Annotated in this window: 22 protein-coding genes and 1 other annotated feature; of the genes, 8 read left to right on the top strand and 14 right to left on the bottom strand. The window is 37.0% G+C overall.

The genetic code is table 11. The features are described 5' to 3' along the window. Positions 1-44: 44 nt before the first annotated feature. Both QNH48_RS12140 and QNH48_RS12135 read right to left on the bottom strand, forming a co-directional pair. Positions 45-650, bottom strand: coding sequence for a LysE/ArgO family amino acid transporter (locus QNH48_RS12140; protein WP_283955128.1), 606 nt, complete (start codon positions 648-650; stop codon positions 45-47). A 67-nt stretch (positions 651-717) separates the two neighbouring features. Continuing rightward, positions 718-1,161, bottom strand: coding sequence for a GNAT family N-acetyltransferase (locus QNH48_RS12135; RefSeq protein ID WP_283955127.1), 444 nt, complete (start codon positions 1,159-1,161; stop codon positions 718-720). Between the two features lie 116 nt (positions 1,162-1,277). Here QNH48_RS12135 and QNH48_RS12130 point away from each other — a divergent pair, with 116 nt between their 5' ends. Next, on the top strand, positions 1,278-1,625 hold the full coding sequence (locus tag QNH48_RS12130; RefSeq protein ID WP_283955126.1) for a hypothetical protein: 348 nt from the start codon (positions 1,278-1,280) through the stop codon (positions 1,623-1,625). On the opposite strand, the gene QNH48_RS12125 is transcribed toward QNH48_RS12130, so the two are convergent. Further along, positions 1,622-2,251 (bottom strand): TVP38/TMEM64 family protein, encoded by a 630-nt coding sequence (locus QNH48_RS12125; protein ID WP_283955125.1) that lies wholly within the window; start codon positions 2,249-2,251, stop codon positions 1,622-1,624. The genes QNH48_RS12130 and QNH48_RS12125 overlap by 4 nt on opposite strands. Positions 2,252-2,383: 132 nt before the next feature. Continuing rightward, the gene (locus tag QNH48_RS12120) at positions 2,384-3,166 is read right to left on the bottom strand and encodes a C40 family peptidase (protein ID WP_283955124.1); all 783 of its coding nucleotides are present in this window, start codon (positions 3,164-3,166) and stop codon (positions 2,384-2,386) included. Between the two features lie 371 nt (positions 3,167-3,537). Between QNH48_RS12120 and QNH48_RS12115 the strand changes: the two genes are divergently transcribed. Next, positions 3,538-4,713 carry a TIGR04053 family radical SAM/SPASM domain-containing protein gene (locus QNH48_RS12115; RefSeq protein WP_283955123.1) on the top strand — a complete coding sequence of 392 codons (1,176 nt, stop codon included), beginning with the start codon at positions 3,538-3,540 and terminating at the stop codon, positions 4,711-4,713. A gap of 248 nt (positions 4,714-4,961) precedes the next feature. Next, the gene (gene corA / locus QNH48_RS12110; RefSeq protein ID WP_283955122.1) at positions 4,962-5,912 is read left to right on the top strand and encodes a magnesium/cobalt transporter CorA; all 951 of its coding nucleotides are present in this window, start codon (positions 4,962-4,964) and stop codon (positions 5,910-5,912) included. Positions 5,913-5,946: 34 nt separating this feature from the next. On the opposite strand, the gene QNH48_RS12105 is transcribed toward corA, so the two are convergent. After that, positions 5,947-6,258 carry a hypothetical protein gene (locus QNH48_RS12105; RefSeq protein ID WP_283955121.1) on the bottom strand — a complete coding sequence of 104 codons (312 nt, stop codon included), beginning with the start codon at positions 6,256-6,258 and terminating at the stop codon, positions 5,947-5,949. Between the two features lie 234 nt (positions 6,259-6,492). Between QNH48_RS12105 and QNH48_RS12100 the strand changes: the two genes are divergently transcribed. After that, the gene (locus QNH48_RS12100; RefSeq protein WP_481858495.1) at positions 6,493-7,515 is read left to right on the top strand and encodes a M42 family metallopeptidase; all 1,023 of its coding nucleotides are present in this window, start codon (positions 6,493-6,495) and stop codon (positions 7,513-7,515) included. 20 nt (positions 7,516-7,535) lie between these two features. Then, entirely contained in the window at positions 7,536-7,751 is a 216-nt protein-coding gene (gene tatA, locus QNH48_RS12095; RefSeq protein WP_095248731.1) for a twin-arginine translocase TatA/TatE family subunit, read from the top strand. 179 nt (positions 7,752-7,930) lie between these two features. Here the strand turns inward: tatA and QNH48_RS12090 are convergent, their stop codons facing one another. Then, positions 7,931-8,515 (bottom strand): hypothetical protein, encoded by a 585-nt coding sequence (locus QNH48_RS12090; RefSeq protein ID WP_283955119.1) that lies wholly within the window; start codon positions 8,513-8,515, stop codon positions 7,931-7,933. A gap of 293 nt (positions 8,516-8,808) precedes the next feature. On the opposite strand from QNH48_RS12090, the gene QNH48_RS12085 reads away from it, so the two are divergent. Continuing rightward, a complete protein-coding gene (locus QNH48_RS12085) occupies positions 8,809-10,032 on the top strand; it encodes an NAD(P)/FAD-dependent oxidoreductase (protein ID WP_283955118.1) in 1,224 nt (407 codons plus the stop codon). 161 nt (positions 10,033-10,193) lie between these two features. On the opposite strand, the gene QNH48_RS12080 is transcribed toward QNH48_RS12085, so the two are convergent. From QNH48_RS12080 to proS, 7 genes are all read right to left on the bottom strand, one after another. Further along, positions 10,194-11,174: an ABC transporter permease gene (locus QNH48_RS12080; RefSeq protein WP_283955117.1), complete on the bottom strand. Its 981-nt coding sequence runs from the start codon at positions 11,172-11,174 to the stop codon at positions 10,194-10,196. Further along, entirely contained in the window at positions 11,167-12,078 is a 912-nt protein-coding gene (locus tag QNH48_RS12075; protein ID WP_283955116.1) for an ABC transporter ATP-binding protein, read from the bottom strand. The genes QNH48_RS12080 and QNH48_RS12075 overlap by 8 nt, the downstream gene beginning before the upstream one ends. Positions 12,079-12,092: 14 nt before the next feature. Further along, positions 12,093-12,869, bottom strand: coding sequence for an SGNH/GDSL hydrolase family protein (locus QNH48_RS12070; protein ID WP_283955115.1), 777 nt, complete (start codon positions 12,867-12,869; stop codon positions 12,093-12,095). 90 nt (positions 12,870-12,959) lie between these two features. Then, complete coding sequence (hmpA, locus tag QNH48_RS12065) at positions 12,960-14,201, bottom strand: NO-inducible flavohemoprotein (protein ID WP_283955114.1); 1,242 nt, start codon at positions 14,199-14,201, stop codon at positions 12,960-12,962. A gap of 133 nt (positions 14,202-14,334) precedes the next feature. Further along, positions 14,335-15,000, bottom strand: coding sequence for a vWA domain-containing protein (locus tag QNH48_RS12060; RefSeq protein ID WP_283955113.1), 666 nt, complete (start codon positions 14,998-15,000; stop codon positions 14,335-14,337). Between the two features lie 163 nt (positions 15,001-15,163). Beyond that, positions 15,164-15,724, bottom strand: a complete 561-nt coding sequence (locus tag QNH48_RS12055; protein ID WP_283955112.1) for a GNAT family N-acetyltransferase — start codon at positions 15,722-15,724, stop codon at positions 15,164-15,166. Between the two features lie 387 nt (positions 15,725-16,111). After that, positions 16,112-17,542, bottom strand: a complete 1,431-nt coding sequence (gene proS, locus QNH48_RS12050; protein WP_283955111.1) for a proline--tRNA ligase — start codon at positions 17,540-17,542, stop codon at positions 16,112-16,114. 46 nt (positions 17,543-17,588) lie between these two features. Next, positions 17,589-17,808: a binding site (T-box leader), on the bottom strand. A 136-nt stretch (positions 17,809-17,944) separates the two neighbouring features. Here proS and QNH48_RS12045 point away from each other — a divergent pair. Together QNH48_RS12045 and QNH48_RS12040 are read left to right on the top strand one after the other, a co-directional pair. After that, positions 17,945-18,079, top strand: coding sequence for a hypothetical protein (locus QNH48_RS12045; protein ID WP_283955110.1), 135 nt, complete (start codon positions 17,945-17,947; stop codon positions 18,077-18,079). Positions 18,080-18,219: 140 nt separating this feature from the next. Continuing rightward, a complete protein-coding gene (locus tag QNH48_RS12040; protein ID WP_283955109.1) occupies positions 18,220-19,104 on the top strand; it encodes a cupredoxin domain-containing protein in 885 nt (294 codons plus the stop codon). Between the two features lie 44 nt (positions 19,105-19,148). Here QNH48_RS12040 and QNH48_RS12035 read toward each other — a convergent pair whose 3' ends face one another. Continuing rightward, positions 19,149-22,301, bottom strand: a complete 3,153-nt coding sequence (locus tag QNH48_RS12035) for an MMPL family transporter (RefSeq protein WP_283955108.1) — start codon at positions 22,299-22,301, stop codon at positions 19,149-19,151.

Genomic DNA, 22,301 nt, shown 5'->3' with positions numbered 1-22,301 from the left:
TTATAGATTTTTTAACCATACCCGGCATTTGCCGGGTAAATTTTTTACAACGAAACCACTAGGTACACCACCGTTCCCCACATGATTACAGCAGATATTTTGTTTAATGTGTTAATGAAATTGCCCGTTAAATCAAATTTTCCTACCCACCTACCAGCGATGGATAATCCAAAAAACCATAACCAAGAAACGAAAATACAGACAATAGTAAAGACTGCCTTTTCTATTCCTGTGTATGCTAATGAACTTGTTCCGATTACACCAACGGTATCCATTATGGCATGTGGATTTAATAATGAAATAGACGCGGCAAATGTAATTTGTTTCCGGCTTGAAAATAATTGAACACTATTCCCCTCGCTACTAGGTTTACTTTTCCATGTTACATAGCCCATATATAGTAAAAAAGCAATACCAATCACACTCAATGTAAATTTTAAAAAGCTGATTTCTAACACAACAGCGGAAATTCCTAAAACAGCCAACGAAATTAAGAGTGTATCACAAAGTGCAGCTGTTAAAACCACCGGTAACGCGTTTGTCCATTTTGGCTGTGTGGCCCCCTGATTAAATACAAAAACATTTTGTACCCCTAAAGGTAATATCAGTCCAAAGGCTAAAATAAATCCATGAATTGCAGCACTAATCATTTTGTCTCTCCCAAACATAATAATACTGGCTGTCTACTAATTAGCAGACAGCCTGTTTATCGATATACTATATTTTTCTTTGCATAAAGATTTCAGGGTCATCGAGTGTTTGAAAACCGTATTGTTCATATAAACCATGGGCGTCATAAGTACATAACATCATTTTCCGAACATCTTTTAGTTCGGATTGCCCTACCATCGTTTCCATCATCCATTTCGATAAGCCTCTTCCTCTATATTCAGGAAGGACAAATACATCCATTATCCAAGCGAATCTTACAAAATCTGTTACCGCACGGACAAAACCAATTTGCTTCGCTTTCCCTTTTGAAGGATCACCCTCATACATTCCAAAGCAAATCGAGGATTTCTCTACCGATTTCTTTACTTTTTCCATCGTGATACCTTTAGCCCAGTATGAATCAACACTCAAAAAATGGTGAATCACATCAGTATCAAGATATTGCTTATCTGTACTAAGAATAAATCCATCTTTTTCCCAACTATCCATGTTCCATCACCTTCCATAAATTAGGAATAAACTACTATCTTGTTATTACTGAAGTATACTTCCTTCCTCAGCTGTCAATAACAATACCAAAACACTAGAGAAAGAGGTGTCATGGTATGAAAGGAATCTACTTTATTAATGATCGGATAAGTTTAAAGGGGCTTTCGAAGGAAGAAAGCTTTAAACTTCAAGAACAATCTATATTACCATACATACAAAAACATAAAATCGAAGTGGTAAAATTAAATCCTTTTCAAATTTATGACTGCTACACCGTTCCACATGCACTATTACATGATCTAAAAAAGCATAGAAGCTATCTTGATTGTTTAATCCAATACTCTCCTTTAGTAATGGAAGATTTTATGAATACATACCCAGCCCGATGGTTTATTCTAAAAAGCTTTTTTAAAGAAGTCATTACAATTGAAGATAAAGATCTTCCAGTAAAATACATTGTTTAGTCCTCAGATTCCTTTGCCATTTTACGATACATGATCACAAAATTAATTAGGATTAGAATGAGAATATAGCCGCCATATAGACCAAAAGAAAACAGCTTGTTACTGCTAAAAGAAGCACCCGCAAATGATAAAATCAAGATGTTTGGTATCTTCCCTATCGTGGAAGCGGTAAAAAATATCAGCCAATTGACGTTACTCAAACCACAAATGATGTTGATAACAGGCGCTGGGATGATTGGAATCAGTCTGCAGGTTAAAATAGCCACAAATGAATTTCGATTAAGAAGGTCCTCGTATTCCTGGACTTTCGGATATTTCATTAACTTAGATTGTGCATAATCCCGGAAACCGTACCTGCTTAAAAAGTAGAAACTCATAGTTCCAGCCATCGCTCCCGTCATGGTGACGATTACTCCTTGAGTCGTTCCAAATACACCGCCAATAACACCAGCTAGGACTGGAAAAGGAATAACAGGAAAAAAGACGCATATCGCAACAAAAAGAATGCTGATGAAAGTTGAAAAGATTCCGCCTGACTTTATTAATGTAAGTAATTCATCCTTTTGCAAAAAGCCAATGGCAATGACAATAAATAATAATGATATGCTGAGCATTCTTTTAAACATCAATTTCTCCTAATCTAATTTACTCTTCATAGTTAAGTATAAAGGTAAAATCCCCTTTCATAAACAATAAATTATCAGATTTTTTGAACAAAAAAAGACCTTTATCGTTTGATAAAGGTTGTTTTCGTTCTATTAAAATGCTGTTCTTGCCCCTAGATATCTAGGTTTCCAATATGGATTATTCATATCGGTAATCGTTACACCTGTAGATGTACCGGCATGAATGAATTTGTTATCACCAATGTAAATTCCTAAATGACTAGGACCAGGTGCATAGGTTGAAAAGAAAACAAGGTCACCCAAGCTTGGGCTGCTAACCGTCTTAAGACCAGAAAACTGTGTTGCTGCTGTTCTTGGAAGAGAGATTCCTACTTTTTCAAAAACGTATTTTGAGAAGCCGCTGCAGTCAAAACCAGCTGGAGTATTTCCCCCCCATAGGTAAGGTGTGCCGATATATTTCTTGGCTTCTGTTATCACCATTTGCGCTTTTGAAACAGTAGAAATTTGAGACGGCGCCGGAGTTTCAGCGGCACCAGAAACTTTAAGGACTTGTCCAACATAAATGGTATCGGAGGTCATGTAATTAAGAGATTTTAGCTGTGCAACTGTTAGCTTATGACGTGTGGAAATTCCCCATAATGTATCCCCTTTTTGTACAGTGTAAGTGGAAACAGATTGAGTTTCATGTGTGTGAGGTGCCAATAATGATAGTTTTTGGTTCACATAGAGGCTGTCGCTGGTCAGTTTATTCCATTCTTTTAAATTCGCAACTGATAGATTATTATTTTGCGAGATTCTCCAAAGCGTGTCTCCTGATTTAACTGTATAGACATTCTCATGCGCACTAACAGATCCACCAAAAGAGGTAAACAATATGCCGGCAGCTGCCGCGACTGTCAGTAAATGTTTTTTCATTGTAGGTCTCCTTCAATCGTAGTACATACATCATAAAGGAGAAAGCCTATTTGATTACATCCTAAACATTTGGGTAATTAGGAAGGATTTCCCTAATGCGGAAATGAAAGCCCTCTAGTAACAAACCTTAGAAAAAGTTCCAACCCTTATCCATAAAGGATTTAAGATCACTTTATCTATTAAATACAAAAACGAAATTAGGAGTTTGGTATTTTATTGAAAAAGGATTGTAGAAAATTTGTAACAAACCTTATGAAATATTGTAACAATCATTTCATGCACAACGAAAGGACAAATTTATAATAAACCTATAGAAACAATTTTTATGGTTTTTAATTGGTTTAAAAATATTATGAATCTTGGTGATAAGTATGCAAGGACTAAGTAAAGGACATCCACATGCAATGGGACATCCACATGGAATGAAAAAAATTGATTATGACATTAACCCGTTTATTGTCATTTGGGAAGTAACACGCGCATGCCAGCTGAAATGTGTTCACTGCCGCGCTGATGCCCAGCTAACTCCAGATCCTCGTGAATTAACACATGAAGAAGGAATAAATTTAATTGATCAAATTTATGAAATGGACAATCCAATGCTAGTATTTTCAGGCGGGGATTGTATGATGCGCGAAGACCTTTTTGAACTTGCTGACTATGCAGTTAAAAAAGGTATGCGTGTTAGTATGACTCCTAGCGCAACTCCGAATGTTACTAAGGAAAAAATGCAACGTGCAAAGGAGGTTGGTCTTTCACGCTGGGGCTTAAGTCTTGACGCACCGACAGCAGAGATTCACGACAAATTCCGTGGTGTGCCAGGTTCCTTCGATCTGACGATTGAAAAAATCAAGTACTTAAACGAATTAGGAATGCCTCTGCAAATCAATACAGTTATCTCTCGTTACAATTATGACCATCTTGAAGAAATGTCTAAGCTAGTTGAAGAGCTTGGCGCCGTCATGTGGTACATCTTCTTACTGGTTCCGACAGGACGCGGTCAAATGGATGCATGTATTACTCCAGCCGAGCATGAAAAGGTATTCCGTTGGTTGTACCAGCTCAGTAAAACAGCTCCTTATGACATTAAAACAACTGCAGCACAGCATTACCGTCGTGTTGTATTACAAGAAAAAGCACGTGACCACGTTATTGAAAAAGGTGAAATTCGCTACGAAGACTCAATCACTACTGATTTCGCTTCGATGCACGATGGCTTAAAACGTGCACCAAAGGGTGTAAATGACGGAAATGGCTTTGCCTTCGTTAACCACATTGGGGATGTAATGCCAAGTGGATTGCTGCCTATCGTTGGCGGTAATATCCGTGAAACCCCGTTAGCAGAAATATATCGTGAAGCAAAAGTCTTTAAAGACCTTAGACAGCCTGATAACTATAAAGGTAAATGCGGAGTTTGCGAATTTAATAAAATTTGCGGCGGATCCCGTTCTAGAACATATGCGGTAACAGGAGACTATATGGAAAGCGAACCTTTCTGTGTTTATATCCCTCTAGCAATGAGAAAAAAATCTGAACAGACCGTTTAATAAAAAATAGGCATTCCAATAGGAATGCCTATTCTTATTCCAATAATTCTGTGTTTGAAATCTAAACATCTACATTTACCATACTTTTTATTATGGATATAAATGCTGCCAGGTTCCCATCTTTTATTAAAAGTTTGGATTTTTATTCCGCAAATAAGTATCATTTATTTTTGTAAAAAGCGCGATATATCGTTATGATTATGTAATGGAGAATTCTAAATAACAGAAAATGAAATAAGGTGTTTAAGATGATTAGAACCATTGCAGTTAATCAAAATTATCAATTCATTCACGACCTTCAGCCAAAAGAGTTAATCCAGGGAGATTATTTATGGTATTGGATTGATTTTCAGCAGCCTACTCAAAGCGAAATTGAGGTATTAAATGATCCCCTTCATTTCCACCCTTTGGCAATCGAGGATTGTATCTATACACTGCAGCGACCTAAGCTAGATTACTATGAGGAAAATACTTTTTTTGTTACACAAGCTTTAAATCCACTCACCTTAACAAAAGAAGAAATTAATTTTTTCCTTACAGAACAATATATCGTTACCTTTCATCACCACCAATCTCCCGAGATTGCTGAGGTATGGGACAGACTATCTCTTTCAACAAAAGCTAGAAAATGGAATCCTTCTCAAGTGTTATACCATGTCTTAGACAAAATGGTAGACAATTACTTCCCACTTGTCTATCAAGTGGAAGATACCTTAAATGAAATAGATGAAAATTCTAAAGGTAGATCCATGGAAGCATTATTAGAAGTTTTGTTTGATACAAGACATGATCTTCTATCGTTGCGACATACTATTACCCCAATGAGAGATTTAGTTTATCGAATCATAAACTCCCAAAGGATGTCAGGGATGCAGATAAAAATTGAATATTTCTCTGACATTCATGACCATCTTTTAAAACTAACTGAAATGGTTGAAGCAAATCGAGAATTAGCGTCTGATATCCGAGACAGCTATATTTCTTTAAATTCACATCAAACTAATCATGTGATGAAGGTCCTTACGGTTATTACTACCCTATTTATGCCACTTACCTTTATCGCGGGTATATATGGGATGAACTTTCACTACATGCCTGAATTAACATGGAAATATGGTTATTTTTCCACTTTATTATTAATGTTTTTAGTAGTATTAGGAATGTCTCTGTGGTTTAAAAAGAAGGGATGGTTCAAGTAATAAAAAAAAGACTAGTCCGCTTAGTCTTTTTTTGTTATTCCCAATTTTCGTAGATAACCGTACCCCCTGTTAAATCAATGGTATTACGCTCACCCTTATAGTATGTCCTTCCATCCTTTTCAAAAATATAATTTTCATAGGTAAATACCTCTTTTCCGTCTGGCAGGTGGATGACTACTTGGGAACCTAGATTCTCATCAGGTGATTCAATTTTTATTGTGCTAAGATAGTAATATCGAAATACAAAGAAGCCCGCTGTTACTATGATAAAAGTGAGTAAGAAATAAATTGGTCCCTTCCAGGAAATTTGCCTTGATTTTTGGTGATATAGTTCAAATCTGGTCATTTTTCTCCCCCATATGCTCTTTAATTATTCGATAATTTTAATTATTCATTTTATTTCCATATTATAGACCCTTATCCTTCTTTAGGAAAAATCCACACTTCCTACACTATGCAAGCACACTAAAAAAGTTGACGGAATTTGATTTCAAATGATTTTTCTATAAAATGTTATAATAGGTATGAGTGTTACTAAAAGGGGGATAAAGCTTTGACAAACAAGAACACAGAGGAAACAATGAAATTATTGGTGGATTTAGTATCAATCCCTAGTCCATCAGGAAATACCAATGAAGTCATTTCCTACGTTGAAAAATACCTTGCAGATTTAAACATTGAAACAAAAAGAAACCGAAAAGGCGGCCTTATCGCAACAATAACTGGAATAGATACTAGCCAGCATCGTATGCTTACTGCTCACGTTGATACTCTTGGCGCCATGGTTAAGGAAATTAAATCAAACGGCAGACTAAAGATTGACTTGATTGGCGGATTTAAATTTAACTCGATTGAAGGTGAATACTGCCAAATAGAAACAAGCAACGGTAAGAAATATACGGGGACAATCCTTATGCACCAAACCTCTGTCCATGTTTACAAAGACGCTGGAAAAGCGGAACGTAACCAAGACAACATGGAAATTAGACTGGATGAAAAAGTACATAATGCAAATGAAATTAGAGCGCTTGGAATTGAGGTTGGTGATTTCGTATCCTTTGACCCACGGGTAGAGGTGACTCCAAGCGGTTTTATTAAATCTCGACATTTAGATGATAAAGCAAGTGTTGCCATATTACTTCAATTAATGAAGCAATTAAAAAATGAGAACATTCAATTACCTTACACGACCCATTTCTTAATTTCGAACAATGAGGAAATTGGTTATGGTGGAAATTCAAACATTCCACCTGAAACTGTTGAGTATTTAGCCGTTGATATGGGCGCGATGGGGGATGGCCAATCAACCGATGAATACACAGTATCTATTTGTGTGAAGGACGCAAGCGGACCATACCACTATGCACTTCGCAAGAATTTGGTGCGGCTGGCAGAAGAAAACAGTATCGAATACAAACTCGACATCTACCCTTTCTATGGGTCCGATGCCTCAGCAGCCATTCGCGCTGGGCACGACATCGTACACGGGTTAATAGGTCCTGGAATAGATTCCTCCCATGCTTTTGAACGGACACATGAATCATCGATTGAAAATACAGCAAAGCTTTTATTACAGTACGTCCAATCTAAATTAGTTATTTAACAAATTAAAGGAGGTTAGGTATGTTTTCTAACATTGGTGTACCAGGATTAATCTTAATTCTAGTGCTTGCATTAATTGTCTTTGGACCGAATAAACTGCCTGAAATTGGCCGTGCATTTGGTAAATCCCTTCGTGAATTCAAGCGTGCAACAGATGGAATTACGAACGACATTAAGGAAGAGTTTAAGGATGATTTAAAAGAGGCACAAAAGGAAAAGATTGAATTAAAGAAATAAAAAAATGCAAGCTGCATTATCGCAGCTTGCATTTTTTACCTTCGCGATTTATCCGCAAAGTTCTGAAGTTGGTTCAATATTTTCTTCCGAGCTTTATCATTTCTCAGTAGATATGCTGCTCCCAATGCAGCTGTTGTCAATAACAATCTATTTCTTGCCAAGTGATCAACCCCACAATTCTATTCTGCTAACATGGTCTTTATTTTATCATTATGTTGCTTCGACTGTTCGAGAAGTTGATTTAATAATTCTGCTGCCCGCTTATCATTTTTCGCCTCAACTGAAGTCTTTAGGTCATGGAAGGTTTTCCAATGACCCATCGCTTTACCGCCGTGAGCTCTTTGAACAAATTCCTCTTTGGTTATTTTTCCTTCATCTAACTGTTTTTTTAACTCTTGAATCTTCGACATTTTTTCTTGCTTCCACTTTTCTCGTTTCTTAGCATTTTCAGGACTTAGCCACTTGTTTCTTAATTCCTTTTTCTCAGCTAATACCTTTGTCCATTCTGCTTTTTTATCAGGGGTAAATTGATCCACCCATCCTAGCAGTTTTTCTTCACGCTCCGCCATTTTTGCCTGCCAGTCTTTGTGATTATGCTCCTGTTTTTCACAATCACATTCTTCTGTCTCCTTCTCTCTATCTTTATCCTGAGAGCCTGGTACTGCTGGTTTTTCACTTCCACCTGGCGTTTGTACATTCGCTATTGCAAAGCCTGGCATCGCTAGTATTAAACCTAGCAAGATAATCAACATTCTTTTTTTCATCGCAATTCTCCTTCTTTCTTACTATATTCGTTAAATATTTAACCAGTTTTTAAATTGGCACGAATTTATCATTCCCTGTAAGTTGAAAAAAATTTACCAATTCGACAAATTTAAATAGTAAATACCACTTGTTTCTTCATAAGAGATATCGTATTCTATGAATATATAAGATATGTGAAATACTTCACAATGTTAAAGAGCAAATCGCTCTATATTTTTTTTAAAAGATAATGTGAAAAGTTTCACATTATAATCGTAGATAAACTTATTTTTTGATAGGGAGATGCATGAAAATGAGCAAACCAAAAATAGTGATACTAGGAGCAGGTTACGGAGGAATCATCACAAGTAAAAAGCTAGAAAAGTTATTAAAGTCTGGGGAAGCAGACGTTACTTTAATCAATAAACATGGATACCACTACATCACAACTCAACTCCATAAAACTGGAGCAGGTACTGCTGCTGATCGCCAAATTGCAATGGAGATTCCAGAATTGATTAATCCTGAAAAAACAAATTTTATAAAGGGCAGTGTTACAGCGGTAGATATAACAAAGCAAGCGGTACACCTTGAGGGTGGCGAAACTGTAGAATATGATTACCTATTAATTGCTTTAGGTTTTGATATTGAAACATTCGGAATTCCTGGAATTAAGGAACATGCTTTTGCCATCCGCAGCTTTAGAAGTACAAAAGCCATTTATAATCAAATCATTAGACAATTATCTCTTTATAAAGAAGACAAAGATTCATCTCGCCTCACCTTTGTTGTTGCTGGCGGCGGATTTACAGGAATAGAAATGTTAGGTGAATTAGCAGAAGGACTTCCTAACCTTTGTAAAAAATATGATGTTCCTTTTGAGGATGTAAAAATTGTTGCAGTAGAGGCTGCGGCATCTGTTATTCCGTTTTTCCCTAAGGAATCCATCCAATATACAACTGAGGTGCTAGAAAAGTTTAATATTAAAATGTATATATCAACCAAAATCTTAGAATGTACACCTGAGAAGGTTGTACTTGAAAATAATATCGAGATTCCAACTCGTACATTAATTTGGTCTTGTGGGGTTAAGGGCAACCCAATTGTACAAAACTGCGGCTTACCTATTGAAAAAGGCAAACTCCCAGTAGATTCATTCCTTCGAGTTAATGATAGAAAAAACATCTTTAGTATTGGTGACTGTTCTTTATTCATGAAGGATGAAAAAAATGCTCTCCCTCCAACAGCACAGGTTGCCCTCCAAGAAGCTGATGTATGTGCGAAAAATATTGTTGCAACGTTAAGAGGAGGTAAATTGACAGCTTTTGAATATCATCACAAGGGATCTGTTGCATCAATCGGAACCTTTGCTGCAGTAGGAAAAGTTGGAAACTTTAGATTATCTGGATTATTTGGTGCTTTCATGAAACAGGTAATTGAAGCTCGCTATTTATTAAACCTTGGCGGCCCTTCCCTTATTATTAAACAGCACTTTGGAGTAAGTAAAGAACCAGTAAAAATGACAGCTAATCAGTAATTGGTTAAACCTATGGAAAAGGAATCCCTCCCCTTCTTTCCATTGAATAGAATATCCCTTGTTGAATCATTGCCTTAATCCCCCAATTAAGGCAGCAAAACCACCTTTTACAGGTGGTTTTTTCATTTTCCTATTTGCATGAATAAATCTTTTTTATTGGCTTAATATACATCCTTTTTGGTAAATACAAAGAATGAAACAAATAATCCAATCGCCCACCACACAAGTAGAACCAACATTGAAAATGACAATGTCATCCCTTCAATTGGCGGCGGGTTACCATTCATATAGTTTGTTAGCTTTAAATTCACCATAAAGAAATACTTAGCTGACTCCCACGACGAAACCATATTGCTAAGAATCGCACCTGAAATTAGGGCAGCCAGCATAACACCCATGCCAGCAGCCGTACTGCGAATTAAAACAGATAGCATGAAGGAAAGAGTCCCAACGACAATCGCCACAAACCATACAAGTCCAAAATCCATTAATAGAAACTGCCATTGATTGATTAACTTCACGCTGGCGGTATTTAAACCTGCATCACTCACACTAAAACCAGTCAATACGGGTGCTCCCCACCCTTGATAACCAAACACCAATCCTGAAATACCATATGAGAGAATTCCGGCTATAGCTACAATTAAAGAGATCGCAAAAGTTAAACTTATATATTTACTCAGAAGGACTTTCCACCTTTTAACTGGCCGCGTTAATAGTAACTTAATCGAGCCTTGACTATGCTCAGAGGATACAATATCACTGGCAATTACCATCACCATCAAAGGGATAAATAGTTCAATTGAATTCTCTAAAAAAATCCTCATAAAGGTAGGAGCACCAGGCTCAGAGGGGTTAATGTCGTGATCTAAATAATATTGATTTTGCTGCAAGGCAATTTGCAGTTGTTTTTTCCATTCATCCGAAATACGAGCGCTGCTAATTCGGTTTTGCTGGTCAATAATGGTTTGCTGGATCATCGTCCGCCAATCGTCGGTTCCTAACTTTTCTCTTTGTCTTTCAACCTCTTTATATTGGGCATAGGTAAACATAGCTACCAGAATGCCAATAATAATGGCTATTACAACTAAGCGCTTTTTGGCAATCAGCTTCATCATTTCATTTTGAATCAGCTTATTCAATAGAATCACCCCCCGTTAACTCGAGGAACAAATCTTCCAATACAGGCATTTTACGATTCATTTCAGTCACAGATATACCTGCTTCCACAAGCATTTTATTCCACTCTGCTGCTTTTATCTCATCATATTCCGTCGAAATGGACCCATCTTCTCTTTCTTCAATGGTTGTGAAGGAACGTAAAACCTGCTTACCCTCCTCTATTGGATGGAAACGCCATACAACTCGTTCTCTATTTGATAACAAGTTATGAACAGAATCCGTTTTAATCACGGTTCCTCTAGAAATAATCGCCACTCGGTCGCAAAGTAATTGAATTTCACTTAATAGATGGCTAGAAACAAGAACACTCAGTCCTTCATCTTCAGCAAGGAACCGAATAAACTCCCTCATTTCTCTAATTCCAGCAGGATCTAACCCATTCGTTGGTTCATCAAGAATTAATACCTTGGGTCTTCCTAATAGCGCCTGTGCAATCCCCAGTCTTTGTCTCATTCCAAGTGAATAGGTTTTTACTCTATCGTGAATTCGATCTTTTAGTCCCACAAGCTCCGTCACTTCACCGATTCGCTCTTTGCCAATCCCTTCAAGCATATTCGCAAAATGCAGCAGATTATCATAACCAGATAAATACGGATATAATTCAGGATTTTCAACAATACAGCCGAGATGTTTCATTGCTTCCTCGAAGTTTTCTTCAATGTTATAGCCGCCAATCTGAATGCTTCCTGAAGTAGGTTTGATTAATCCTACTAACATCCGGATAGTCGTCGTTTTACCGGCACCATTTGGACCTAAGAATCCAAATACCTCGCCTTCTTTTAAATCAAAACTAATACCTTTAATTATTTCTTTTTTGCCGATTGTTTTTTTCAAATTATGTACAGATAAAGTTATTTTCTCCATCTTCGCCGGTCTCCTTACCAAGTAAGCAATGAAGCCACTCGTTCAGCTATTAAACGGTACCCTTTTGTATTTGGGTGAAACTTGTCAGTATATAGATAATCATTGACCTTTAGCTCAAAAAGATCAAATGTTGGTACAAATACAATCTTTGGGAAAGTGGCACTTAATTCCGCACTCTGATAATTCCAATGACGAACTACTTTTGACATCTCTTTTCCCTCTTCTAAGTCAATAAATGGGTTATATAGGCCAACGAAGAAAACATTTGCATTTGGATTACTTGCCCGAATCTGCTGGAAAATAAAATTCATGTTCTCAAGGAATTTCTTCTCAATTTCAGTAATGTCTTCTGGATTAGATTCAAATAACCCTTGTCCACCCCTGAACAAATCATTGCCGCCCATTGTGACTAAAACCATATCTGCTGTTTGAATTTGCCGCTGGACTTCTGTTTGCTGAATTTGCTGCCTTAGCTGGTCAGACCTTTGTCCGCTAATACCTAAATTTGTTAACCGCACTTCCTGCTTTGATTTTTCCTTTATTTCATCCATAAGGACACCAACATAGCCTTTTCCGGTTTCATCACCTGTTCCTCTTGTTAAGGAATCACCTAAGGCAACAATATGCATTTCATCTTTTTTCTCTGCTTTTTTTTCAATAACGTTTTTCTCTGGGATTTTATCGGGCTTGCCTGCATAATATTCGGATACTGCCCACCCAAGTCCAATCAGCCAGAGGAGGCAAAAAAATACTGATACCATGGTTACCGACCTTATGACATTCTTATTCAAAAAGCTTCATCCTTTCTGGCGATTTCTACCTTTTATTTAATCACAATTATTGGCTGAATCAAACTTTCAATCCATAAAAAAACCGATTTCCTAAACGGAAACCGGTTCTTTCTTCGCACTTTCTTCTAAACTGTCTTTTGGTCCAAAAAATTCAAAGTGAATTCTATCTTCATTTACTCCTAAATTCTTTAAAGAATTATTAATAGATTTCATAAATGGTAGTGGCCCACAGAAATAGAAGTCTGCCTCTAAACTTGGTATGTTGTTGTCAAGCCACTCTTGTGTTACATAGCCTTCAACATCGAAGGTATTATTCTTACGATCCTCTTCAGTTGGTGAATCATAAAAGAAGAATGAGTTTACATTGTCCTTAGAAGCAAGTGTTTCTACTTCATCTCTAAGTGCATGGACATTTCCATTTGCCGCCGCATGTATGAAAGTTACCTTCCTTTCTGGCTGCACTTCAACTACTGTTTTCAACATACTTAACATTGGTGTTAATCCTACGCCACCGCTTAATAACACTACAGGTGTATTTTTTTCAATATCTAGGAAAAAGTCTCCCGCTGGAGCACTTATATTTAGGATTTCTCCTTCTGTTACACCGTCATGCAGGTAATTTGATACCATTCCATCAGGGTTGGCTGTTCCGGCTTCACGTTTTACGCTGATGCGGTAATAATCTTTGCCAGGGGCATCAGACAAGCTATATTGACGGATATGGGTAAACTCCTCCCCATCAATTTCAAGTTTTAGGCTAATATATTGACCTGGTAGAAATTGAGCAATTTCCTTGTTATCCACTGGTTTTAAATAGAAGGATGTAATAACATCACTATCTTTTACTTTACGGTCAACTACAAAACTACGGAAACCGTCCCATCCACCATGTTGTTTTTCGGCTTCCTCATACATTTCTGCTTCAACACTGATAAAGACATCTGCTATTACCCCATAAGCCTCTCCCCAGGCATTGATAATCTCATCTGTAGCAGCATCCCCGAGCACATCTTTAATTGCTAATAATAGGTGTTTACCGACAATCGGATAATGCTCTGCTTTAATCCCGAGACTTCTATGTTTATGAGCGATTTGCTTAACCACAGGAAGGATTGCTTCAAGATTATCAATATATTGAGCTGCCGCATAGACTGTCCCCGCAAGCGCTCTTTGTTGTCTTCCCTGTTTTTGGTTTGCATGGTTAAAGATATTTAATAATTCAGGATGATTCCCAAACATCATTTGATAAAAACGTGTTGTAATCGCTTCACCGTGTTTTTCTAAAACAGGTACCGTTGATTTAATGATTTCGATTGTTTTTTGATTTAACAAAACTAACACTCCTTATGTAGTAATTACTATTTATATAGTGATTATATGAGATATCACACAAGGAGTAAGTGATTTAAATCACATTCCGTTATATTTAGATACTTTATCCTAGACCTAAAGTACCTTCTTAACCTTACAGAATTCCCTTAGATTTTGCTTCTTGTAGCCAATCAGGAAACTCATTCAGCAGATTGTTATACAATTCTTCATCGGATATTTTTTCAATATCCTTAATGTGAAAGAAATTTGCATTATCTACGAAACGACCTTCCATGGTATCGAGTTTTTCAAGCACTTCAAAGTTAGAATCACCAATACCGACAAACTGCCAAAAAATTGGTTTATTGGAGGATTCAACTATTGGCTTTTTAATCGTTCTCTTACAACCGCCATCATTGATAAACACTATAAATGTTGGAACCTTCTCTGGTTGTTCAACCGTATATTTATTAATTACATCCTCCATTACTGGGGGTTCATCATTTCTACCAAATTTATGGATTAAATCGTTACTTAAAATATACTCATCTACATAATTAACAAAATCTCTTTCTGTTACTGACTTTAACCGAGAAAATTCATTATCATAAACCCATACATCAAGTGCTCCATCATCATCAAACTGATTGGCAACAGCTAAAATTCTCTCTACAACTTTTTGTACAGTCCCATTCTTATACAGTGTTCTCATTGAACCAGAAATGTCTAAAATTAAACCAACTCTAGCTACCACGTTCGTAAGTTTCTTCTTTTCTAAAATAACTCCGGCAGTCTTTTTCAATAAACTAATTGTCGTCATGATCTATCCCCTTTCAAAGTTCTACCAACTTCCATAATTATACTATAGTGGATAAAAATAAGTATTAAATTGTAAAACATTTAATACTCTTTATTGCACTAAAAAAAGAGGTCCACACAACCTAACTGGCGGGAAACCTCTTTCTAATTAATAGCTTCATTTATTATATAGTTTTTGCAAAAACGCAGGTATCTCTTGGGTCCTTTGTCCCTACTGACAGACTATCATTTTTTAATATCCCCTCTAATGTAAATCCTAATTTCTCTGGTATGGCTCTGCTTCTTGTATTAGTAGAATCACATCGGATTTCAACACGTTTTGCATGTAGTTCTGTAAACGCAAAACTCGTGATGGCCTCAGCTGCCTCGGTAATATAACCCTTTCCAGAATGACGTGTATCAATCCAGTAGCCAATTTCAAACTTAGGTATATCCCAGTTTATTCGATGTAAACCTGATGAACCAATAAATTCACCAGTTACTTTATCTAAAAGATGTAATCTTAAATCCTCACGTGTAATAAACTTGGCAATACTATCACGTATATTTGCTTCTACATCCTCCTCTGTTTGATTCGTATGAGCCCATGGCATCCACGGTTTTAGTTCATTAAGTGAAGCTTGTATGGCTTTGTGTACCGCTTTGCCATCACCTAGTTTGGGTTTTCGGATTAATAATCTCTCGGTAGTAAACTCCTCTGGAAATTCTCTTAATATTGGTTTCAAATTGTTTCCCCCTTTCGAAACTATGGATTTTCATGAAGTCCATTTTCACATTTCTTTTTCGACTTTGGGCTTCATAAAACCTTCATGAGGATCACTTTTTCATTTTCTCCTTAATTTTGGGATTCATGAACGTTTCTTGGTTACCACTTCTTCAGATTTCCTTTGATTTTGGGCATCAATGGCCCCTCTTGGTTACCACTTCTTCAGATTTCTTTTAACTTTGGGAATCAAGAGACCCTCTTGGTTACCACTATTTCAGTTTTCTTTTGATTTCGGGCATCAAGAGCCTTTCTTGGTTACCACTATTTCAATTTTCTTTTGATTTCGGGCTTCATAAGGGTCTATTAATAAAAGACCCCTCCAATAAGGAAGAGTCTAAAAATCATATTAGTATGCTTTTGCCCAGTAAACCATTTTGTCAGCTTCTTTACCGCAACATACACATGTAGTTGAAACTTGTTCTTGTTCAAATGGGATACATCTTGATGTTGCTGTTGTATCTTCTTTGATTTTCTCCTCACACGCGAGTTCACCGCACCACATTGCTTTAATAAAGCCTGGTTTCGCTTCAAGATTTTCCTTTAATTCAGGAAGCGTCACAGCCACGGATGTTCTTTCTTCACGGTGGTTCAATGCTTTATTATATAAATTCGATTGAATGTCATCGAGTAATTCTGCAAGCTTTGTTTCAAGTTCAGCCAATGGAACGAATACTTTTTCCAATGTATCCCTTCTCACTAACACAACCTGCTTGTTTTCAATATCTTTTGGTCCAACTTCCAAACGAACTGGGATACCCTTCATTTCGTACTCATTGAATTTCCAGCCTGGCTTTTTATCGCTTGCATCGATATCTACACGCGCAACGTTTGATAGAGACTTTTTCAACTCATAAGCAAAATCAAGAACTCCTTCTTTATGCTGTGCAATTGGCACAATCATAACCTGAGTTGGCGCAGCTTTTGGAGGAATCACTAGACCACGATCATCACCATGGACCATAATTAAGGCTCCAATGATTCTTGTTGTAAAGCCCCATGATGTTTGGTGAACATACTGAAGCTTTCCTTCTTTATCGGTATATTGGATATTGAATGCTTCCGCAAACCCTGTACCAAAGTGGTGGGAAGTTCCTGACTGTAGTGCTTTTCCATCATGCATTAAGCTTTCAATTGTAAAAGTAGCTTTCGCACCTGCAAATTTTTCTTTTTCCGTCTTCTGCCCTTTTACTACTGGAATTGCAAGAATCTCTTCACAAATCGCTGCATATACATTCAGCATTTTAATGGTTTCTTCCATTGCCTCTTCATCCGTTGCATGTGCTGTATGACCTTCCTGCCATAAAAACTCTAATGTCCGTAAGAAAGGACGGGTTGTTTTTTCCCAGCGGACCACGTTTGCCCATTGGTTGTAGAGTTTTGGTAAGTCCCTGTAAGAATGGATGATATGGCTATAGTGCTCACAAAAAAGAACTTCAGATGTAGGGCGAACAACTAATCGTTCTGCAAGTTCCTCAGAACCGCCATGTGTAACCCATGCTACTTCTGGTGCAAAGCCTTCAACATGATCCTTTTCTTTTTGCAATAAGCTTTCTGGAATAAACAAAGGCATATAGACATTTTCATGCCCTGTTTCTTTGATCCGGCGGTCTAATTCATTTTTTATATTATCCCAAAGGGCATACCCATAAGGTCGAATAATCATCGATCCACGTACACTTGAATAATCAATTAAGTCTGCTTTTGTTACTACATCGGTATACCATTGGGCGAAATCCTCATCCATGCTGGTAACATCTTTTACAAATTCCTTAGCCATTTTGACACCTCATTATTTTTTTGAATATAAAAAGGCCTTGGCCCCAAAAAGGGACCAAGACCTGGCGATACCACCCTAAATTCATAAAGCAAATGCTTTATACTCTCGACATGATAACGGATTTTATCCGCATGTATCTTCAACAAAATGATCCGATACAGAACTCCGAGGCAGGTTCAAATGTTTGTCTTAAGAAACCTTCCACCAATGGTTTCCTCTCTTTGTAAGACCATTTACATTTTACTAATCCTCATCACAGTTTCAATACTATTTTTCAAAATTATATATTTCAGATACAAAAATGTCAAATATTATTATGGAAAATTATTCTGACTTTCATTTCTCCATATCTTTATTCTTAACCACTATTTAGGTTACAATTATGTAAATGAGGTGATGTTCTTGAAAAACGAAGAAAAGAATGAGGTAGAACAGGAAGAGGAAGAAAAGCAATACTTACTGGAACTTATGAAAATGCAAAATGAAGCCTTAAAAAGAATCTATAAAAATTCATTAGATCATGAAAAGAAAGAATAATGCCCTATTTAACCGGACGTTACTGACGTCTTTTTTATTTTTCTCTAAGTTCATTAAACGTTCATAAAAGTCTCTAAAAATACAATACATTGCATTTATAATTTACATATGTTGTTTATTAACTTTAGGGAGTTTTTTAAATGTATATGTTATCAATTTTCACTATAGTGATTATGTGTTTATTGACTGGATCTTCTATTTTCCTTTTACATCGGAACAAAAATAAGCTAGCAAACTTATCTGGCCTGATAGTCGTAATGGTACTAACCATGATGAGTGGACTATTAGCTGGCTATATTAGCGGTATACTTTCAGGCGAATTATTTTTCCCTGTTGGATTTGGTATGTTAATAGGCTTTATCCTTGGTTTTATCGCTGGTCAGCCGATAGGAATCCTTGCCATTTTGACTGGGTCAGCCACTGGGGTCGTGAGTGGAATAATGGGTGCTCTATTGGGGGCAATTCTTCAGTTCGATAACCCAACCATTATATTAGGAATATTACTAGGTGTGTATGTTATTATTCTTGGCCTTGTCCTAATATTCATTATTGTAGGCACAAATGGAAAACTTACACTGGATACAAAAGGAATTTCTCCATTTAATATCTTATCCGCTGGGTTAGTACTCATTGCCTTATTCTTGTTTTTATATAGCAGTGACTTGGTTAAAATTCCTGGTGAAAGCGAAGCCGCTCAAACAGAAGAGAATAATACAAGTAACTCAGCCAAAAAGACAGAACTAGATATTACGAAGGAAACCAATCCCAAAATTGAAATGATGATTACACCAACTGGCTACACCCCAAATGTTATTAAAGTAAAAAAAGGAGTGCCAGTGGAATTAAATATTACAAATCCAGGTGATAATAGCTGTTTTTCTACCTTCATGATGCCTGATTTTGATTTAAATAACGTTAACCTAAAGGCAGGTACAACCAAGTTAACCTTTACACCTGATAAAGAGGGTGAATACACCTTTAGCTGTGGAATGAATATGTTTAAAGGAACCGTAATTGTTGAATAACCTAAAAAAACAGCTCGCTGAATCCATCAGCGAGTTGCTTTTTTTTACATATGTGTTGAATGATGATCTACTATACTATCGTTATTTTTTCTAAACGGCCACCAGTTTGCTACCCCAAATGTTTTTACCATGACTGGGACAAACAATGGTAATATCACGAGTGCATAGAGTGAAAGTCCGATTAAGAGGATAGCCGCAATTTGGAGCAAGGATAAAACACCAGCCGGCATCATCGCAGCAAACGTGCCTCCTAAAATGATTGCTGCAGAGATAATAACGGTTCCCATTTTTTTCATAGCGATAAGGATTGCTTGTTCTACTGGCATATGTCTAAATTCGTTAAAACGATCCATTAAGAAAATGCTATAGTCAATACCGAGCGCTATTAAGATAACAAATGCGAAAAATGGAACAGCCCAGCTAATACCTGAATAACCTAACCAATTGACGAAAATGACCTCTGCTAGTGCCATAGAAGTATAGTAGGTTAAGATTAACGATCCTATCAAATAAAGCGGCATAATGATGGAACGGAATAAAATGATTAGAATAAACGTAATCCCTATCAGCATCAGCACCACTGTTCGTGAGTAATCCGCTTGTGAAATTTTATCAAGGTCATGGTGCATACTTGATACTCCACCCACTGCTACTTCTGCATTTTCAAGCTTTGTATCCTTTACCACCCGTTCAACAGTTTTCTTAATTTCTGGTACTCGATTAAGGGCTTCATTTGAGTACGGATTCTTGCTAAATACTACATCAATTGTCATTACTTTATGATCCTTTGACATATAGGTATCTAGAACTTGTTCGAAGTCTTGGCTGTTTAGGACCTCTTGTGGAATATAAAAACCATTTTTCTCTTGGCTGCCTACTCCAGCTAGATATTCTTCAGCAGACTCCAAACCATCAGATACTTGGTTTAATCCATCAGCACTTTGCGTCAATCCATCTGTCAACTGCGTAATTTGACCACCCAAGTCTTGAAAACCTGTCATAATCTGCTGCTGACCGTTATTAACACCACTTAAACCATTTGAAAATTGAGGAAGTCCATCCACAATTTGTCCTTGGCCATTACCCAATGTGTAAAGTCCTGCTTCAATCTCAGTTAGACCATTTAAGAGATCCTCCATTCCTTTCACAAGGGCTTCTTGGCCAGCGATGGCTTCTGAGAATTTCCCATTAGCAAAACTGATACCGTCTTGTGCACCTTTTAATCCAGCATTCAATTGATTTAAGCTTCCAGCTAATTCTGCTGTTGCTGCCTGTGAACCTTGAATGGTCATTTTTATAGCTTTATAGTTACCATTTTCCTCAATACCACTATATTGACTTTCTAAATTAGTAAAATATTGATTTGTTGCCGCTAAGGTATCGTGTAAATCACTAACACCCTTTGCTACTTGTTGGTAGTTTCCGGAAAGAGCAGCAAGGCCGCTCTCTGCTTGTTTGTAACCTTCAAGCAATTGTTTGCTGCCTGCTAATACCTTGGCAGACTCAGATTTAACAACTGTTAAGCCTTCTTTTATTTGAGTAGTACCGGTTGCACCTTGATTTAGGCCATCTTCAATTTTAGCAAGGTTCTCTTGAATACTTCCCATACTGGACTGTAACTGATTCGTACCAGTAATTAACTGGCCAATTCCATCTACAGCTTCTTCCATTTTAGGCTGGTTGGCTTCAAGCTGGTCTCCTGCCTCGGCAAGACCACTGCTAATCTTCTGAATTCCTTTATTCCCTTTGCCAAGTCCGTCACCTAGACTTTTTACTTGTTCAGATATATATAAATCATCAATTGTTTCGCCTGTTGGACGTGTCACAGAACGTACCGAATCTACTTCACTAATTTTATTAAGTTCTTGGCTTATTTTTTCAGTAATAGCAATGTATTCTGAAGTATTCATTTCGTCATCATTTTTAATGACAATTTGAGTAGGCATAGATTCACCTGGACCGAAGCCGTCAGAAATGATATTAAATCCTTTGATAGAATTAAATTCATCACCTATCTCTTCTAAAGAGTTAAAAGATAAATCTCCATCGTAGGTAAATAAAGCTGGAACTGAAATAGCTGCCACAATGAGTAAGGCAATTAAAGGACGTGCTAGAGCAAACCTGCCAACAATTCCCCAAAATTTACTTTCCCCGTGTTCAAGCTTACCCTTAGATGGCCAGAAAAGTTTCTTTCCTAACACTGCCATAAAAAATGGAACAACAGTAAAAAGTGCCAGTAACAATAACGCTACACCAATGGCAACCGCTGCTGCTGATTGATATAGGACAAAGGTTGAAAACCCAATCGAAGCAAATCCAATCATAACGGCTAATCCACTGAAGAATACCGTTTTCCCCGCATTCTTGTAGGTAATAACAATTGCTTCTACTACATTATCATTCTTAGTCATTTCCTCTTTAAAACGGCTAAGCAGTAAAATACAATAGTCTGTACCGATTCCAAATAAGACTGCTACTAAGAAAATTTGCGTAAAGGTTGATAAGGGGAAACTCACTTTATCTACTAAAATAGCAACAATGGATTGTGAAGCCAAATAGCTAAATCCTACCGTTACTAATGGAATAATCGGAGCAATAGCTGACTTAAACACAAGTAATAGGACGAACAATATGAACACAACCGTGATACCTTCTGTTTTCTTCAGACCTTCTTGAGAGTTGGTTACAAGGTCTTCGGCAATTAACCAGTTTCCGGTATAATAGTGTTCTATCTCAACAGCATCAAGTGCTTCATATAAGTCTTTGGATATTTCTTTTCCTTCACGGTCATTTGCTATGACATTTACAGAAACAAGAATGGTTTTACCATCCTCAGATATTAGCTGTTCCTTTAATTCTTCTTGATTAAAATGAGTTAGGATCGAGGTAATACCAAGTTTTTGCTTATTCTTCTCAAGCATGTTAACTGCTTTTTCTGCGTTATCAAAGTCTTCTTTCGTTAACTTCTTATCACTATGAAAGACTAATGCTGTTTGCAGCTCATCCCCGCTATTTTCACTCGACTGGACATCTTTAAGAATCTTCTCAGCGAGAGTAGATGAGTAGCCCTCTGGAACGTTAATTTGCCCCTTTTCACGGACAAGGTTTTCCATATTTGGTGCAGCCATAAAAAGCACTGCAATCAATGCTATCCAGGCAATAAGGATAAGCCATTTTCCTTTAATAATCGCTCTCAC

This window comes from Neobacillus sp. YX16 (assembly GCF_030123505.1).
GTDB lineage: Bacteria > Bacillota > Bacilli > Bacillales > Cytobacillaceae > Neobacillus.
The sequence above is the reverse complement of the archived record's forward strand: the minus strand, read 5'-3'. Positions and strand labels throughout refer to the sequence as shown.

Coding starts and splice junctions, on each gene's coding strand:
- QNH48_RS12140 (WP_283955128.1), bottom strand. CDS start 650: ATGATTAGTGCTGCAATTCATGGATTTATTTTAGCCTTTGGACTGATA.
- QNH48_RS12135 (WP_283955127.1), bottom strand. CDS start 1,161: ATGGATAGTTGGGAAAAAGATGGATTTATTCTTAGTACAGATAAGCAA.
- QNH48_RS12130 (WP_283955126.1), top strand. CDS start 1,278: ATGAAAGGAATCTACTTTATTAATGATCGGATAAGTTTAAAGGGGCTT.
- QNH48_RS12125 (WP_283955125.1), bottom strand. CDS start 2,251: ATGTTTAAAAGAATGCTCAGCATATCATTATTATTTATTGTCATTGCC.
- QNH48_RS12120 (WP_283955124.1), bottom strand. CDS start 3,166: ATGAAAAAACATTTACTGACAGTCGCGGCAGCTGCCGGCATATTGTTT.
- QNH48_RS12115 (WP_283955123.1), top strand. CDS start 3,538: ATGCAAGGACTAAGTAAAGGACATCCACATGCAATGGGACATCCACAT.
- corA (WP_283955122.1), top strand. CDS start 4,962: ATGATTAGAACCATTGCAGTTAATCAAAATTATCAATTCATTCACGAC.
- QNH48_RS12105 (WP_283955121.1), bottom strand. CDS start 6,258: ATGACCAGATTTGAACTATATCACCAAAAATCAAGGCAAATTTCCTGG.
- QNH48_RS12100 (WP_481858495.1), top strand. CDS start 6,493: ATGAAATTATTGGTGGATTTAGTATCAATCCCTAGTCCATCAGGAAAT.
- tatA (WP_095248731.1), top strand. CDS start 7,536: ATGTTTTCTAACATTGGTGTACCAGGATTAATCTTAATTCTAGTGCTT.
- QNH48_RS12090 (WP_283955119.1), bottom strand. CDS start 8,515: ATGAAAAAAAGAATGTTGATTATCTTGCTAGGTTTAATACTAGCGATG.
- QNH48_RS12085 (WP_283955118.1), top strand. CDS start 8,809: ATGAGCAAACCAAAAATAGTGATACTAGGAGCAGGTTACGGAGGAATC.
- QNH48_RS12075 (WP_283955116.1), bottom strand. CDS start 12,078: ATGGAGAAAATAACTTTATCTGTACATAATTTGAAAAAAACAATCGGC.
- QNH48_RS12060 (WP_283955113.1), bottom strand. CDS start 15,000: ATGACGACAATTAGTTTATTGAAAAAGACTGCCGGAGTTATTTTAGAA.
- proS (WP_283955111.1), bottom strand. CDS start 17,542: ATGGCTAAGGAATTTGTAAAAGATGTTACCAGCATGGATGAGGATTTC.
- QNH48_RS12040 (WP_283955109.1), top strand. CDS start 18,220: ATGTATATGTTATCAATTTTCACTATAGTGATTATGTGTTTATTGACT.